10 protein-coding genes are annotated in these 17,066 nt (G+C 65.7%); 7 read left to right on the plus strand and 3 right to left on the minus strand.

Annotated features, from left to right (window positions below):
• Positions 1–95 precede the first annotated feature (95 nt).
• Together ACYOEI_RS39680 and ACYOEI_RS39685 are read right to left on the minus strand one after the other, a co-directional pair.
• Entirely contained in the window at positions 96–3,653 is a 3,558-nt protein-coding gene (locus ACYOEI_RS39680) for a carboxypeptidase regulatory-like domain-containing protein (RefSeq protein WP_462856136.1), read from the minus strand.
• Between the two features lie 11 nt (positions 3,654–3,664).
• Entirely contained in the window at positions 3,665–4,108 is a 444-nt protein-coding gene (locus ACYOEI_RS39685; protein WP_462856137.1) for a BlaI/MecI/CopY family transcriptional regulator, read from the minus strand.
• Between the two features lie 327 nt (positions 4,109–4,435).
• On the opposite strand from ACYOEI_RS39685, the gene ACYOEI_RS39690 reads away from it, so the two are divergent.
• The 3 genes from ACYOEI_RS39690 (at position 4,436) to ACYOEI_RS39700 (ending at position 8,286) form a co-directional block, all read left to right on the plus strand.
• Entirely contained in the window at positions 4,436–7,384 is a 2,949-nt protein-coding gene (locus ACYOEI_RS39690; protein ID WP_462856139.1) for an FG-GAP-like repeat-containing protein, read from the plus strand.
• Positions 7,385–7,583: 199 nt separating this feature from the next.
• Entirely contained in the window at positions 7,584–7,787 is a 204-nt protein-coding gene (locus tag ACYOEI_RS39695; RefSeq protein WP_462856141.1) for a type II toxin-antitoxin system Phd/YefM family antitoxin, read from the plus strand.
• 292 nt (positions 7,788–8,079) lie between these two features.
• Positions 8,080–8,286, plus strand: coding sequence for a hypothetical protein (locus tag ACYOEI_RS39700; protein WP_462856143.1), 207 nt, complete (start codon positions 8,080–8,082; stop codon positions 8,284–8,286).
• Positions 8,287–8,429: 143 nt separating this feature from the next.
• Here ACYOEI_RS39700 and ACYOEI_RS39705 read toward each other — a convergent pair whose 3' ends face one another.
• Positions 8,430–10,325, minus strand: coding sequence for a HEAT repeat domain-containing protein (locus tag ACYOEI_RS39705; RefSeq protein ID WP_462856146.1), 1,896 nt, complete (start codon positions 10,323–10,325; stop codon positions 8,430–8,432).
• A 326-nt stretch (positions 10,326–10,651) separates the two neighbouring features.
• Here ACYOEI_RS39705 and ACYOEI_RS39710 point away from each other — a divergent pair, with 326 nt between their 5' ends.
• The 4 genes from ACYOEI_RS39710 to ACYOEI_RS39725 all read left to right on the plus strand — a co-directional run bounded on the left by ACYOEI_RS39710 (position 10,652) and on the right by ACYOEI_RS39725 (position 16,672).
• Entirely contained in the window at positions 10,652–11,263 is a 612-nt protein-coding gene (locus ACYOEI_RS39710; protein WP_462856147.1) for an RNA polymerase sigma factor, read from the plus strand.
• 175 nt (positions 11,264–11,438) lie between these two features.
• Positions 11,439–13,859 (plus strand): protein kinase domain-containing protein, encoded by a 2,421-nt coding sequence (locus tag ACYOEI_RS39715; RefSeq protein ID WP_462856149.1) that lies wholly within the window; start codon positions 11,439–11,441, stop codon positions 13,857–13,859.
• A gap of 142 nt (positions 13,860–14,001) precedes the next feature.
• Positions 14,002–14,952: an IS4 family transposase gene (locus tag ACYOEI_RS39720; protein WP_462856150.1), complete on the plus strand. Its 951-nt coding sequence runs from the start codon at positions 14,002–14,004 to the stop codon at positions 14,950–14,952.
• Positions 14,953–15,649: 697 nt separating this feature from the next.
• Complete coding sequence (locus ACYOEI_RS39725) at positions 15,650–16,672, plus strand: DUF1559 domain-containing protein (RefSeq protein ID WP_462856151.1); 1,023 nt, start codon at positions 15,650–15,652, stop codon at positions 16,670–16,672.
• Positions 16,673–17,066 lie beyond the last annotated feature (394 nt).

A 17,066-nucleotide genomic window follows, 5' to 3' on the forward strand; every position in this document is an offset into this window, starting at 1 on the left:
AGTCACCTGTCGAGAGTGATCTCCGGCCAACTCTGCCGCGCCTGGCCCGATTCGACAAGACCAAGCCCCGAAGCCGATCTCGGATGCCAAGTCGATCAACGTCCCTCGAGGTTCAAAGTCCCAAGGTCGATAGGCCCGGCTTCCGTGCCCGGCGCGACAGGCTTGACCTCGAATCGGTGGTTCGACAGCCAGCCCACGTTGTCCCGATCGAACCGGGCATCGAGCGAGTATGTCCCTTCGGGCACGTCGTCGATTCGGAAGTTCCCGTCACGATCGACGCTGGCCGTCAAGTACGCCCCCTGCTCGCGGGCGTCTGCCCCCTGCGGCTGCGCCGTCACCAGGGCGAAGTTCCAGCGCACCGCTCCCTTGGTGTCCTTGGGCGGTTTGAGTTTCCCCAATACCGCGCGCCCGGTGCCGCCGAGGTCCAGGTGGAGCGTCTTCGCGGCGGGGAAGTCCGCGGCGACCCAGCAAGACGAGGTGACGTCCGCGGCCCCGTCGTTGACCGTCAACATGATCCGCCGCCCGATCCGGCCTCGGCCGGGGACGACCCGCTCGAAGGCGTACTTGCCCTCGGGTCCGGTCGTGACGTCGTACGACGTGAAGACGCTCGGAACCTCCGGCCCGTAGGAGTGCGGCTCGGCAACGCTGATCGTCATCGGGATGTTCGCCAAGGCGTTGCGGGCGACCCGGAACGTCCCCTCCACGCGAGACCAGGGCTGAAGGCGGATCACCTTCACCACCGGCCAGTCGGGCGTCGACTTGATGTGGGCATATCCCGAGGGGTGGGTGATGACGAGTTGGAAGTCGCGATCCTGGGGAGAAAATCGGAAGACGCCCGCGTCGTTGGTTTCGAGCCGGGACGCATAGGTCGAGCTATCGTCGATGTCCCCGTTATGGATGTTGATCTGCGAACCCGCAATCCCCAACGCGACCTTGGCCCCGACCGCCGGGCCCGACTCCGGCGTGACGACCTTCGCCGCGACGTCCCGACCCCGCTCCAGCGCGAAGTCGATGGTGACCTCGCCTTCGTTGCTCTTGATGTCACGCGAGATCTTCGACTGGTACCCGTCGGCCTCGATCCGGACCATGTGCGCCAGGTAGTCGGAGTGTCTGCTGAAGCGATACCGACCGGCCGAAGCCTGGAAACTCTCGCCTCGGGTCCAGCTCGTGTGCTGAGGCTCGAAACGGATCCCGGGGACGACCCGAAACGACCTGATCGGCTCTTTTGTCTTCGCATCGAGAACACTGCCCGAAATCACGAGCAAGGGAGGCGTCCGGAAGACGTACTCCTCCTCGCGAGCGAGCAGCGGTTGCTCGGACATTTGCATCCCCCCAGGCGGACAGATATCCGCCTTGAACTCGTCGAGGGGTGCCTCGTCCCATCCCCAGTTGCCGTTCGCGTCGGCGTATTCGTTCACGTGATCGAACTCGAAATATTTGATGGAGCCCCGCCAACGTTGGAAGAAGATGCGAGCCTTCGGGACGGCCTTGCCCTGCAAATTCAGCACGCGGACCCGGACCTTCCCCCCCGGCTTCATCTGGAAGTCGACCGGCCCCATCGCCGGGTCGACTCGCATCTCTTTCATGTCGAGCGCCTTCCCTTTCGCGGAGACGACGATCCGGGTCGTCACAGGCTCGCAGCCCCGCATGTGATAGACGCCATCCTCGCCCGTCTTCGCCTCGCGGAGGTCGTTCATGAACGTCGTGCGTATGAGGGCCCCCGCGATCGGCTTCCCCGCTTCGTCGGTCACCCTACCGGTGAAGCTCAGCCCACCCTCCAGGACGACCTTGGCCGAGGGCTCCCGCCCCGCCGCGAGCCCGAACTCACTGCGGGTCAAGGGACGCCGGACCGCCTTGAATGTCGGGTGGTTAATCTCGACGTGGACCTCGCCCAGCGACGCCGGCACGCTGTCGAATCGCCAACGGCCTTGGGCATCGGTCTTGGCGTTCGAGCCCATCCCCAGTTGATGCAGGTCTCCGGGCCGTTTCTTGAACCAGATGCTGGGACTGATCCGGACCCCTTCGACGGGCTTCCCCTCGGGGTCGACCACGACGACCCCGACCGACCACGCCGACTCCAACTCGGCCGTGAAGCGGGCAGGAACCTCCAAGGTTGGCTGCTCGGCCGACCAGGCCGCCCAGTAGGGGCCGTATCCCGGCGTCGTGATGTTCGCATTGAGCGCGACCCGAGGCTTGGGACGTCGGATCACGACTCGTCCGTCACCATCCGAGCGAATGTCCGTCCCATACGTCCGCTTCCCAACGAAACGACCAACGAGGACGTCAGACACCTCGGGGAGGGGGGTCGTCCGGATCTCGACGTGGGCTTCGGGGACGGGCTTTCTGTCGGGCCCCACGACTCGGAGTTCAAATGTGGTAACCGCCGATGCTCCATCACCGACCTTCGCGGGCGTCTCGGCCTTTGGGGGCTCCGCCTGGGCACCTCCCGCCGCGTGGAGCCGCGGCAAGGCGACAGCGGCAAGTACGATCAGGCCCGCGAGCGACCACATGCTCGGCCGGACCCGGATCGGGCGTTCCGAGTCGAGAAGTCGGCGGACGCGGTCGTAGCATGCCTCCCTCGAGGCGAGCCCGAAAATCCCGAGGACCCCTTCGAGTCCCCCCCGCCGCTCGGCGTACTGGAGCGTCCGCAGGAAAGCTTCGCCCGATCCGACCCCCGTGGTGTCGCCGTTGAGCGAGACGGCCAGATCGTCGCAGGCGTATTCCCGGAGCTGGTGGACGACCCGGTTCGCTACCCAGACGGCCGGGTTGAAGAAATGGAGGATCCCCGCCAGGCGCTGCACGGCCACGACCCAGAGGTCCCCGCGTCGGACGTGGGCCAGCTCGTGGAGCAGGACCCATCGCAGTTGTTCACGCGTGAGGGATTCGGCGAATCCCTTCGGCAAGAGGATCGTCGGCCGGACGAGCCCCCAGACCGAAGGCGCGGCGACGCCCTCGACTTCCACGACCGGGATCGTCCGAGCGAGGCCGACGAGACGGCAAAGTCCCGCGACGTCGACACCCGCCCGAACCTCGTCGAGCGCGACGACCTGCCGCACCCCGGCGGCGAACCGCCTTTGTGCGAGGACGAGCCGCCCCAAGAGGGCGGCGACGACGACGAGCCAAGCGGTCACGACCATGGCCGAGGCCGAGAGCCGAGGCCGGACAGTCGCCGGTGCCAGGCGGGTTTGCCCCCCGGCCGACACCGGATCGGCAGCCGTGCGAGCCGGATTGCGAGTTGCGGATCGCCCCTCCGGCGATTCCATTCGAGTGGTCGTGATGGGTCCCTCGGCCGTTCGAGGAGAAGCCGGCGCCGGAGGCGTCGTGGGCCCCTCGCTCAACGCGACCCGCCCTCGGCCCGATGCGTGCGGTGCCTCGCCTCCGAGCCTCGCGAGTACGGGCGAGGCTTCAAACCAGGCCGCGATCCGAGCCGAAGGGGTCCATTCGGCCAGGGGAGACGGGACCGACAGGGCCACCGGCACCAGGAGCTTGAGCGGCACGAGCAAGAACAGCCCGTATCCGACCTGTGGCGCCACCCGCTTGCGGACGGCCAGCCAGATCAGGCCCACGACCGCCAGGAGGACGACCGCGTCGAGCGAAGCCGGGACCACCCGGCCCGCCCAGCCTCGGCCCAGCGCATTGGCGGATTCGACCATGACGTCTCCCATCATCGATTCCCCCCGTCAGAGTCCCGGTTCGCCTCGACTTCGCCCGCGTCCTTCTGCTTCAACGATTCTTTCTTGGCATCGATCAATTTCTGGAGTGAGTCGAGGTCGCCTTCGCTCAGCGACGTGCGTTCGACCATGTGGACGAGCAGCGGCCCGGTGACCCCCTCCACGGCGTTGGTCATCAGGGTGTCGGCGGCCGACTGGAGCGTCGAGAGCGCGCTCTGGGCCGGACGGTAGACGAACCCGTTGCCCACCGTCGTCGTCGAAACATATCCTTTCTCAACCAGGCGTTTGAGCAGCGTCTTGACGGTCGCCGGGGTCCACGAATGCTGCTCGCCCGCGATCGTGTAGACCTCGCGAGCCATCGCCTTGCGCAGCTCCCAGACAATCTTCATGACCTTCCACTCCGCCCTCGACAGCTCCTTCCGGTCGTCGGAACTCATGCGCCTACCTCGCGATCAAGCCCGCGGCCCGGCCTCTCGGCCCGGAGATCCGCCTTCTCGACTCCTCCGCACGAGTCCAGACTGTAACCAGACCGCTTACAATCGTCAACGATCCGACTTCAAATCGCGTCGAAATCGTTCGCGAGAGATCCCCGGCGTAGAGCTTAGGGCTCGCCCCCTTGCGAGTGGGGCGTGATCCCCGATAATGGGGTCGACTCATGGGGTGGAATTGGTGCCGAGGCTCCGGACCTGGGTGCCACGGGTTCGTCTTCGACCCCGTGCGCCAGGTGACTCGGGCGACGCGCACGGGATCGAGAAGGCGAGACGATGACGTCCCCTCCGCAGAATCCACGGCCCTCGAGTCGTGCCGCCTGGGCCCTGGTCGGGATGGTCGTGCTGGCCCTGGGCGCCTGGGCCGCCTGGCGATTCACGTCGGGAGGTGGTGTTGAGACGCCTCGCCGACCGCTGCGTTGGGCTCCGATCCGGGCCGCGGCCGAGCGGGGAGATTGGGCGACCGTGGAGCGCAGGCTCCCCGATTGGCTCCGCGAGAATCCCGACGACGGCCAGGGCTGGCTCACCGCCGCGGCGCTCGGCGTTGCGAAGGGGAAAGACGCCGAGGCCTTCGAGACGCTCCGCAAGGTGGCACCGAAGGATCCGGCGTGGGCAAACGCCCGGGGGATGGCCGGCGAGCTCGCCCTCCGGCTCGGCGACGCCACACAGGCCGAGCAAGCCTTCGTCGACCTCGCCTCGGCCGACCCGACGGCGATCCCCGCGAGGACGCGTCTCGTCTACCTCTTCAGCCTCGAGCTCCGGACCGCCGAGGCCCGCGAGCGGCTCTGGGAGATCTACCGGGCCCACCGCGACCCGAAGACCCTGGCCGACCTCGTCCAGGCCCTCTTCCAGGTCGAGAACGATGTGCGGGGCTTCGGCCCGGACCTCGAGCGGTTCCTCAAGAAGGATGCCAACAACCCCTGGCTCCGACGCGCCCAGGGCCTCTCGCTGCACTGGCGAGGCCATGACGCCGAGGCCCTGCACCACCTCGAAGCCGCTTCGCGGGCCTTCGACCAGGACCTGACCGGCCGGTTCGCGCTGGCGGAGTGCCGCCGGATCCTCGGCGCAAGCCCTACGGGGAATTCGCCCGACCCGACCGCGACCCTCGGCCCCCGCCCCGAACGCCCCCGGGCCGTCGCCGCCCTCTGGTCGGTACTCGCCGGCCGGCTCGCCGAGGCCGCCGGCAACAAGGACGAGGCCTTGAAGCGATTTCGCGAAGCCGTCGCGACCCACCCCGACGACCGCGAAGCCCTCTTCCGGCTCGGGCAGGCCCTCACGCTCCTCGGCGACGCGAAGGAAGCCCGCGCCTGCCTCGACCGCGCCGAGGCGATCCGGCTTCGCCAGCGAGCCCTGCAGACCGCACTCGCCGAGGCGAGGGTCGAGAGCTTCTCGGCCCCCGCCTGCGAACGACTGGGGGCGCTCTGTCGCGACGCCGAGATGCCGGCCGAAGCTCGCGCCTGGTTCGAGCTCGCCCTCTCGAGCGACCCCGGACTCTCCAAGGCCTCCGAAGGCCTGAACCTCGTCCCCGATATCGGCCCGATCGAGGAGTTACCCCTGGCCCTGGCCCACCCGATCCCCCGCTCGGCCTTCGCCTCAGCGCCCGAGACCGCCCGCGTCGCCGAGCCCCGGGTCCCCGCGACTATCAGATTCGAGGAAGGGGCCGTGGGCGCCGGGCTCGCCTTCACCTACGACAGCGGGGCCAAGGGAGATCTCTTCATCGTCGACACGATGGGGGGAGGTGTCGGCCTCATCGACTACGACGCCGACGGCTTCCTCGACGTCTACCTCGTCAACGGCTGCCGCCTCCCCGTCGACCCCAAGGATCCCCCCCGCCCGAACCGGCTATTCCGCAACAAGGGGGATCGCACGTTTGAAGATGTGACAGCGCGTGCGGGCGTTGCGGGTTTCGGGTATGGGATGGGCTGCACGGTCGCCGACTACGACGGCGACGGCCACGACGACCTCTTCGTGACCGGCTATCGCCGGACGATCCTCTATCGGAACAAAGGCGACGGCACCTTCGAGGACGCCACGGCGAAGGCCGGCGTGGCCTCCGACCGCTGGACCACGGCCTCGGGGTTCGGCGACCTCGACGGCGACGGCGACCTCGACCTGATGGTCGTCTCCTACGTCGACGCCGACCCCGCCTTGGCGCAGCCTTGTCTCGACAACGCGGGCAAGGGCATCCACTGCTCCCCCGGGATGTTCCCCGACCAGCTCGACCAGCTCTTCCGCAACAACGGCGACGGCACCTTCACCGACGTCAGCCGAGATGCGGGCGTCGAACGCCCCCGAGGCCGAGGCCTCGGCCTTGCGGTCGCCCACCTCGACGACGACAACCGGCTCGACCTCTTCGTCGCCAACGACGCGACCCCGAACTACCTCTTCCATAACCTCGGCTTGACTTTCGACGAGGTTGGCCTCGCCTCGGGCGTCGGCTGCGACGGCTCGGGCCAGGCCACGGCCAGCATGGGGGTCGTCGCCGACGACCTGAACGGCGACGGCCGCCTCGACCTCTTCCACACCAACTTCCTGAACGAGCCGAACACCTTGCGACTCGGCGTCGGCGAGGGCCAGTACGTCGACGCGACCCTCGCCGCCGGCCTCGACGCCCCCAGCCGCGCCTCGACGGGCTTCGGTGTCGCCGGCATCGACGCCGACAACGACGGCCGACTCGACCTCTTCGTCACCAACGGCCACGTCGACGACCAACCCTGGGTCAACAGCCCCATGGCCCAGCCGTCCCAGTTCTACTGGAACCGAGGCCAGGGCCGGTTCCTCCTCGCCGACTCGAGCGTCTCGCCCTTCCTCGCGTCCCCCCGAGTCGGCCGAGGCCTGGCCATGGGCGACCTCGACAACGACGGCCGGCTCGACCTCGTCGTCGTCCTCCGCGACGCCCCCGTGGCCCTCCTCTGGAACCGCTCGACCGACACCGGCCACTGGATCTCCCTGAACCTACGCGGCACCCGCTCGGGCAAGACCCCCGTCGGCGCCCGCGTCGTCTGCCACGCGGGAAACACCACGACGACCCACTGGGTCACCTCAGGAACCGGCTACCTCTCCTCCCACGCCCCCGCCCTCCACTTCGGCCTCGCCGGCGCCAGGACCGTCGATCGCCTCGAGATCCGCTGGCCGTCAGGAGCCACACAATCGTGGACCAACCTCCAGGCCGACAGATCTTATGTTGTCGAAGAGGGGTCCGCCCCCAAGCCAACTCGGCAATAAAAGTATAATCAGGAGAGCACCACTTTAGTTTGAGAGCCCGGTCTCACGAGCATGTCAATGAGTTGGTCGCTGCCTCTATCCGAAATCCAGACGGAAGGTCGGAACCTTCCGAGTCCTCCTCGAAGTCCGGGCATCGAGACACAACATCTTGCGGACGAAACACCGCTCGCACGCCCATAATCCTTGAGAAGGCTCGGCTATGTTCCAGCTCCATCCCGAGTTCCTGGCGAAGGACGGCAAGAAAGTGTTCGCCGTCCTTCCCTACGAGGAATTCGTCGCTCTCCAGGAATTCCTTGCCGACGCCGCCGACCTCATCGATCTCCGCGAAGCCAAAGCGGGTGAGGCATCTTCGCCGACCGTTCCGCTGCAGGACGTCAAAGATCTTCTCGGCTTCGGGAAGTAGGCTTGGATCCCAAGCGGGGTTGCTCCCTCGATCTGGCCGTTTCCTTGAACTGGCATGGAGCGACTCAGGAAAGCCTCGAGAGGAGGGTCGCCGCATGCCCGGCGCATCTCTCTTTCCCACCGGCGGAGTGATAGGCTTTGACCCGAGTCTTGCCCACTGAACCCGCGGGTCATCCTGACGAACGCGTCAGTTCGGTCCACCTGGCGAGAATCAGTCCTGAACCCCGTGTTGGGTCGTCGCATTCGGGATCCTGTTCTCAAATCTGACCGGCCGGAGGCCGGCGGCCCGAGGCGTGGAACAGTGGTTTGTCATCCTGATCGTCGAAGAGTTGTCGTTCTCGCTCGGGCTCTTCTTCGCCTGCGGACTGATCTGGGCCCTGGCCAAGTGGCGCTGGCTCCGTCGGCATTTACCGGCAGTCGCCACCAAACTTGCATTCGCACTGGCCCTTACGATGCCCCTCTTCGGCCTGTATGCGGCCTGGATATTGTGGATCGGCTAATTCTTCGTCGGTCGTCGATGAACGAAGTTTGACCCATCGTTCGGTCGAGACCGACCACCTTCTTCTCATCGCCGAGATCCCACCAACAGGACACAAGTTTAATCGAATTACATTTCGACATAAAAAAATTCGCAACATACATCTTATTCATTAGAAGAAATTTTCGCGAGAGTCTCGGCCGCAGCGAAGCGGATCTCGTGGTCCTCGTGCCCTTGCAATTGTTGCAGGCGGGGGATGGCGATCGCGGCCTTGGGGCCGAAATTGGCGAGGGCGTGGACGATGGTGATCGTCTCGATGTGATTGGGGTTCGCCAGAGAGTCATTCAGGACCGCCACGGCCTCGGAAGCGTGGGGGGTGCTCGGGGCGATCTTGCCGAGCGCCGCGGCGAGTTGCCAGCGATGGTTCGGGGGGCCGGGGCCGGCGAGCGGCTTGAGGGACCGGAGCAAGGCGGGAACGGCGGGGGCCGCGTCCGGCCCGAGCCTGGAGAGGAGGGACGCGATCTCGTCGCGGAGGTCGGGCTCGGAGCCTTCGAGCGAGTCGGCCAGGAGGGGAACGACCGAGGGTGACACCTTGTCCGGCCCGACGCAGACCCCAAGGACCGCCTTGCAGATCCCGCGGACTTCCTTGTCGGGGTCGTGCCGGGCGTGGTCGAGGATCGCCGGAAGGAACGGATCGAGGCCGACCCCCGCATGGCCCAGGGCGGCGGCGGCCGCGGCCCGGATCGTCGGCGAACGATCTTCGAGGGCGATCGCCAGCGACTTCGGCACCGTGAACCCGACGCCGAAGTCAGCGTCGTCGATGGCCCACATGACGGCGGCCCGGACCTCGGGATCGCCGTCATCGATGGCTCCGGTCAAGGCGGCGAACAGCGCCGCGTCCGGGCGATATCGCCCCAAGGCCCGGGCCGCGGCCATCCGAGTATCCCTGTCGAACGTCGACCTGAGCACTTTCGCCAGGGAGGCTACGGCTTCCTCCTGCGAAGTCACCACCGGCGCGAGTTGCCCCAGGAGTCCCGCGAGGGAGAAGACGAGCTTCGAGGCCTTGGGGTCGACCGAAGGACTCGCCTCAACCCAACGGTCGAGTGCGGCGGCCAGGCCGGGGACCGCGGGACCCGCCGCACTGTGGAAGGCGACGAGGTTGGACACGACCAAGCTCGTGAGCTCGATATCCCGGGTCTCCAACACCGCGACCAGACCCGGCAGCGCGTCGACGTCGAACCGAGGCGGTCGCACGGACTCCAGCGCCTTCATGAGCGCCAGGCGGAGCCCCGGTCGCGCCGGGTCGAGTGATCGAACAAGATCGGGGAGAAGGCGAGGGAAGCCCCGGGAGTAGCCCGAGAGCGCCAGGCCGGCCGCGACGCGGGTCGCCTCCGTCGTGTCGTCCAGGGCCGAGATCAGTTCCGGTGGAGGCTCCTCCGAGACTCTCGGCCCGACGAGGCCGAGCCCCTGGAGGGCCGCCTGGCGAACGGACGCGTCGGCATCCTCGAGCTGTCCGGCCAGGGCGGTCACGACCCGATGGATCGGGAGCTCTCGATCGGGGATCTGACTGACGATCACCACCATCCAAACGGCCTGAGTGGCCGCCGCACGCACGGTCGAGTTCGAATCCGTCGACTCTCCCAACAACGCCCGGATCGCCTCGTTGGTATGCTCTTTCCTCGACCCCTCATCGACCAGGCCGGGGATGACGGAGACTAGCGCCATGGCCGAGGCCGCACGGACCTCGGGGGCCGGATCCTTCAGGGCCAGGAGCAACGCGGGGATCGCCACCTCGGAGTCGTCGAGTCCGACCCGCTCGAGCTCCTTGACCGCGGCGAGCCGAACCGTCGCCTCGGCGCCCGACAGCCGACGCGCCGGCAAGGCTGCGGGATGGTCGTAATCCCAGAGCGCGAGCCACGCCCAGGGCACCACGACGACCAGGATGATGAGAACGACCATCGTCGGCATTCCAAACCGGCGAGGCCGACGATCCCAGGTTTCGCTTTCACCTTCCCCCGTCTCTGCCTCGGGGCGAGTCCCGTCGCTCATCGACCTGGTCATCGAACGTCATCCTCCCCGCAACGGGCTAGATGGACACTCCGACGTCTTTTCCTGGTTCGGACGACTCCCCGGGCTTTGAAAATTGGCGATGCGTCGGTCGGACCGCTTCATGTGCCGGTCCGACGCCGATCGCCCCGGGGCCACGATCATTTCGATGGTTGAAGTCCCACAAGTTCACCACAATGGAGGCCGAGACGCGAATACCCTGCGACCGTGAAATCCGATTCAACTTTTCGCGCGAGAACTGTGTCTCTCATCGGGAGATGGGGACGGGGCCTCCAGGGATCGACGTCCTGAAAGGCCGGTCGAGGATCAAGGGGACTCGGATGGACGAATCGCCGCAGACACGCCCGAGTCTCCTGATTCGCCTCCGAGACATCGGCGACGAGGAGACCTGGGCCGAGTTCACCGAGATCTACGGGCCCCTCGTCCGCCAACTGGCCAGGCGTCAAGGGCTCCAGGACGCCGACGCCGACGACCTCGTCCAGGACGTGTTCCGGGCCGTGGCCCGGAGCATCGACCGTTTCGACCCCGACCCGGCCCGAGGGTCGTTCCGAGGCTGGCTCTCCCGGGTCGCTCGGAACCTGATCATCAACCTCCTGGTCGCCCAGCGCCGCCACCCGAGGGGCTCCGGCGACACGGACATGGTCCGGATGCTCGAAGAGCAGCCCGACCCCCTCGGCGACGACTCGGCCGTCTTCGACGCCGAGTATCGCCAGCGACTGCTGACCTGGGCGGCCGATCGAGTGCGCGGCGAGTTCTCCGAGGCCGCCTGGCGGGCCTTCTGGATGGCCGCCGTGGAAGGCCGATCGCCCAAAGACGTGGCCGACGCCCTGGGGATGACCCTGGGCACCGTCTACCAGTACAAGAGCCGGGTCGTCGCGAGGATCCGGCGCGAGATCGAACGTGTCGAGGTCGAACCCAGTGGCCTGCTCTAACCCACTGTCCCGAAACCTGTTTTTTTCTTAAAGAACGGGTGTCTGATGCCCTCGACCTCGACAGCCTCTTTGGGGGTTCTCGTGGTGGGTTCGGACAGAAACCCGTTCTTTAAGAAAAAAACAGGTTTCGGAACAAGTTCTCATCCTTCATGAATCATAATCCGGAGCCGTCCCGATGGTATCACGCCCGTCCCGAGATATCGGCCACCTTCACGAATCGCGGCTGAGGTCGTTCCTGGACGACGACCTCCCCGAACCGGAACATAACCGGCTCTCCGAGCACCTCGACACCTGCGCCTCGTGCCGACGGTCGCTCGAGCGGCTGGCGGCCGGGAGCCGGCTCTGGGACGAGCTCCGCCACCTCGCCCCGGAGACGGAAGTCCGCACGCCGGACCCCCTCCACGACCTCGGCCCGTCTTCGCCATCCCAACGACGCACTCGGGCGGCTAGCGACGGGAGCATCCCGCTCGACTTCCTCCACCCCTCGAGCACCACGGGGACACTCGGCCGCCTCGGCCCGTATGAGGTCGTCGACGTGGTCGGGCGCGGCGGGTTCGGCATCGTGCTGAAGGCGACGGACCCCTCGCTCGGGCGGACGGTCGCGATCAAGGTCCTCTCGCCCAACCTCGCCGCGAGCGCCGCCGCGAGGAACCGCTTCGCCCGCGAAGCCAGGGCCGCCGCCGCGGTCGTCCACGAGAACGTGGTCGCGATCCACTCGGTCGACTCCTGCGACGGGATCCCGTTCCTCGTCATGCCCTTCATCGCCGGGCGTTCGGTCCAGGAGCGGGTCGACCGCGACGGCCCCCTGGACGTCAAGGAAGTCCTCCGCATCGGCATGCAGACCGCCCTTGGCCTGGCGGCCGCCCACGGCCAGGGGCTCGTCCATCGCGACGTGAAGCCCTCGAACATCCTCCTCGAGAACGGGGTCGAACGGGTCAAGCTCTCCGACTTCGGCCTCGCCCGAGCCGTCGACGACGCGAGCATGACCCAGAGCGGTGTCATCGCCGGGACCCCGCAGTACATGTCGCCCGAGCAGGCGAGGGGCGAGCCCGTCGACAACCGCTCCGACCTTTTCGGGCTCGGCAGCGTCCTTTATTTCATGTGCGCAGGGCACCCGCCCTTCCGGGCGAACTCGACCCCCGCGGTCCTGAAACGCGTTTGCGACGAACGCCCCCGGTCGATCCGCGAAATCAACCCCGACGTCCCGGCCTGGCTCGCCAAGATCATCGAGACTCTCCACGCGAAGGACCCCAACCGCCGGTTCTCGACCGCGACCGAGGTCTCCGCCGTCCTCCGACACCACCTGGCCGAGCTCCAGCGCACCGGCACGTCGACCTCCCCTGCCCCGTCCTTCCGATCGGGCACCGATCCCAAGGTCAAGAGAAAGTCGGCCACCGCCGTCGTCTTCGCGGCCACGGTCGTCCTCGCCCTCGGGCTCGGCTGGAACGACGCGTTCGGACGTTTCAGGAACCTGGTCCTCCAGGTGCCCGCCGAACCGAATGCCGCACCGCCCCCCGCAGCCGCCGCACCCAACCCGCCGAAACGAGGCCCGTTTGGAGCGTTCCTCGACCGGCTCCGAGTACCGAACGTCATCGTGGCGTCGGGCGTCCCCGTCACCAAGACCTGGGACGTGGCGAACTTCAACACCCTCTCGATCGGCTCGAGCTTCCGCGCCGAGGTCGTCCGGGGCGATACGTTCAAGGTGACGACCACGACCGATGACAACATCCTCCCCCTGGTCCGACTGACCCAGGACAAGAATGTGTTGAAGATCGGCCTGGAAGGGGGAATCCAGATCCGGCTCAAGGAACACCCCAAGGTCGAGATCACCATGCCTGGTCTCGAGGCCTTGAGCGTCTCCGGCGCTTCCCACACCACCATCAATGGATTCCGCAACGCCGGAGACTTCAAGCTCAACCTGAGCGGGGCGAGCCGGCTCGACGGGACCCTTGAGACCGCCTCCGCCGAAATCCTCACCAGCGGGGCGAGTTCCCTGGCCTTGCAAGGCTCGGCCGGGAACGCCAAGATCTCCGGCAGCGGCGCGAGCCACCTCCGCCTCACCGAATTCCCCCTGGGCCAATGCCGGATCGACCTCTCCGGCGCGTCCCAGGGCAAACTCACCGTCCGCTCCGGCCAACCCTTCTTCGCCAAGCTGAGCGGGGCGAGCGGCATCGACGGAGACGTCGAAGTCGGCGACGTCCAGCTCGTCCTCGACGGTGCCAGCCACGCCAAACTCCGAGGCAAGGCGACCGACGCCAAGGTCCAGGCCAACGGCGCCAGCCGCGTCGACCTCTCCAAGCTCGCCATCGCCGCCAAGTCCGCGAGCTTCTCCGCCAACTCCGCCAGCTCGATCGCCGTCGGCGGCAAGGCCGACTCCGCCATCCTCAAGGCCAGCGGGGCCAGCCAGCTCGCCCTCAACTCCCTCTCGATCAACAACGCCGAGGTCACCCTCTCCGGGTCCTCCAGCGCGAAGGTCGACGTCCGCCAAAACCTCCTCTACTCCCTCTCCTCCGGCTCCAACCTCCACTACTGGGGCACCCCCCCCGCCCTCGCCGGCCGGAAGTCCAGCGGAGCCGAACTCCGTCATCACCCCTGAGGCCCCGACCTCAGACCACTGTCCTCACCCGCCGGCCCGCCCGCTCGAGGTCCCAAACCTCGAGCGGGCGGGCCGGTTCGTTGCAGTGGGGTCTCAGAAATCGAAGATCCACCAATCGCGACCACCCAAGACCTGTTAGGAGTTGCAACAACACTTCGGCCAACCCGGCAATCAGAAGAAGGGATGCGGCTTCCCCGTCGCCAAGTGGTTGGTCATGTTCGATCTCACGACCGGGATGCTGCTCCGCTCGATAACGGCGCCGTTGCGAAGCCATGAGATGTCTCGGGCCGCGGCGATCTCGAGCGAGTCGGAGCCCGGCGACCTCGTACTGGGGGATCGTGGGTTCTGCTCCTATGCCCATCTCGCCCTATTGCGCGGCCGCAAGTTGCACGGTGTGTTTCGGATCCATCAGAAGCCGATCGTCGACTTCACTCCCGGCCGGCCGGGGACTCGAGGGGGGGCGAAGGACATGCCGGGGCTGCCTCGTTCGCGATGGGTGCTGGCGCAGGGGGACTCGGATCAGGTGGTCGTCTGGTACAAGCCTAAGGGTAAGCCTTCGTGGATGACGGCGGAGGAGTATGGGGCACTGCCTGAGGAGATCACGGTGCGTGAGTTGCGATACCGGGTGGAGGTCCCGGGCTACCGGGTGCGCGAGATCACGTTGGTGACGAGCCTGCTGAATGCTTCAGAGTACCCGGCCGAGGCGCTGGCTGAGCTCTACTTCCGGAGGTGGCAAGTTGAAATCCATATCAGACATCTAACAATTACAATGCAACTGGATGTGTTGCGATGCAAGACGGTGGAAGGAGTGTTGAAGGAACTGGCGATGTTCTCGTTGGCGTACAACCTGATGCGTTCGGTGATGGGTGAATCGGCCCGGCTGCAAGGGGTAGATCCCGACCGGATCGGGTTGGTGGATGCGATGCGTTGGTTGATCGGGATCGAGGGAAGTGACCTAACAGTGTTGATCGTCAATCCCTCGCGTCGAGGTCGGGTCGAGCCGCGGGTGAAGAAACGAAGGGCCAAGCAGTATACACTCATGAATAAGCCGCGGGCAGAACTACGCAAATCATTGCCGACGAAGAATTTATAAACTATCTTCGTGGCATTCGGGACATAACAATTATCACTCCTCGGTCGGAAATACAGCACATTCTCTGAATGCCAAGGGCTGCACGAGCCGTAGCCGTTCACGGCCTCATATAGCATTTGTCGATACATCAGGACGGCGCGCACCACTACCCTCTCGCACAAATGGGCTTTGGCGATCGAATGGGCCAGTTCTTCTCTCGAACCGCACAGCGGTTAGCGCATACCGTTCCCTTCGATGGGCGTTCCCGTCGCGTCCATGATTTCCCGGTCTCTCGACCTTGCATCATCTCGCGCTGGCTACGCCGATCCCGACGCGCGTCTCATCAGGCGCAAAAAAGGGGACATAACGAATTAAGCCAGCCTGTATCGGCCAAAGAGGCTTGTGCAGCCTTCGGCGTCCAATAAATACACCATACACCCGACCGAGGCAGGATATTTGTTATGTCCCCTTTTTGCCTTCGGACGCAAGCCGCCGGAGCACCCCGCAAGAATTAGGTGTTATGGTCACCCATGTTGTCACTTACACATCTATTATCTTTACCAGATTTAAGTCCTTGACCGGAAAGCACAAAAAATCGGGGCAAAGTTCCTGGTATCGCCGAATTGGTCTTGTTAGGCTTGCGAAACGCCGGTCGGACTTCGAGGAGCCATCCCCGATCATCCACGCCGGAATCGCTGTATCTGGAAAGGGGCCGAAGATGAGATTAAATCCTCGCCGTATCCTGTTCGGAAAGGGGAGATCATCCAGCGGGGGATTTACCCTCATCGAAGTGCTGGTCGTGATCGCTATCATCGGGCTGTTGATCGCGATCCTGGTCCCCGCGGTCCAATATGCACGCGAGGCGGCCTGGCGCGTCCAATGCACCAATAACCTGAAGCAGATCGGCGTCGCCCTGCACGGCTACCTCTCGGCGGTCGGCAGTTTCCCCTCGGGGGCGAACGGACGTGGGTTTTCGCCGCATGTGATGATCTTGCCGTTCATGGAACAGCGGAGCCTGTACGACTCCTTCAACTTCATGCACCCTTCCGACGAGGGGATCGACCTGAACGCGATCAACTCGACCGCCGCGGCGACCACGCTCTCGTCCCTCTTGTGCCCATCCGACGGCTTCGGGACGGATGTAACGTCGGGCGCCTGGACCAATTACGCCGGGTGCACGGGATACGGCTATCAAAAGTTCGGATATAATGGAATCTTTATTATTCCGCCGGGGCCGCCGGTCGGCAGTGCGGGGGTCACGGACGGGATGAGCCAGACGGTCGCCATGTCCGAATGGGTGCTCGGCACCGCAGAGGGTACGGAGATCGTCGATTACCGCGCCAAACAAGGATCGACGCCGAAGGATCGCCTCACGTTGCATACGCCGCTCCCGCTGTCGTCGGCGGACCAATTGGACCTGTTCGTGGCGGCGTGTCGCGGGCTGAGCGAGGATTTGGCGGACGTTGCGAAGACCTCCCGCGGCAGGCCCTGGGCGAGCGGCCAGCCCGGCATGCGTTTATTTAATAATATTATGTCCCCAGGTTCACATAGTTGCCTGAACGGTGAAGAGATCAGGACGGGCGCGTGGACCGCAGGAAGTAGGCACTCCGGCGTTGCAACCACGTTGTTCGCGGACGGCCATGCCAAGGCCGTCACGACGACGATCGCCACGCGTGTGTGGCAAGCCCTCGGCAGCCGTGCCGGGGGCGAAACCGTCTCGGCCGATGACGCATCATTCTAACGGCCTTGAATCCCTCTAGGAGTCTGTCCAGGATGTTCCGATTGATCCGTCCGATCGTGTTGGCAAGCTTTGCTCTGCTTGCCGTCCCCGCCATGGCTCTCGCCGCCGAGAATATTACCTTTACAGGAGCAAAAAAGGGGGACATAAGGCGACAGGTGACTGGAAATCTACCCGATCATTAGATTAGGCTTCAATAACGAACGGCAAGGGCCGTCTCGACGATCTTTGTGTTTTCGCGGCCTGGAGGTTCACCTTCGATGGAAGGCTCTTCGGACCAAGTCGATGCCTTGATTCGCTCGGGGGCACGACGACTGACTGGCTATCAACGACGCCTGTTCCAGGCCGAAGTCACCAGGGAATTATGTGGCGGAAGCGCCCGGGTGGCCGAACGGCG

This window comes from Singulisphaera rosea, assembly GCF_054877945.1.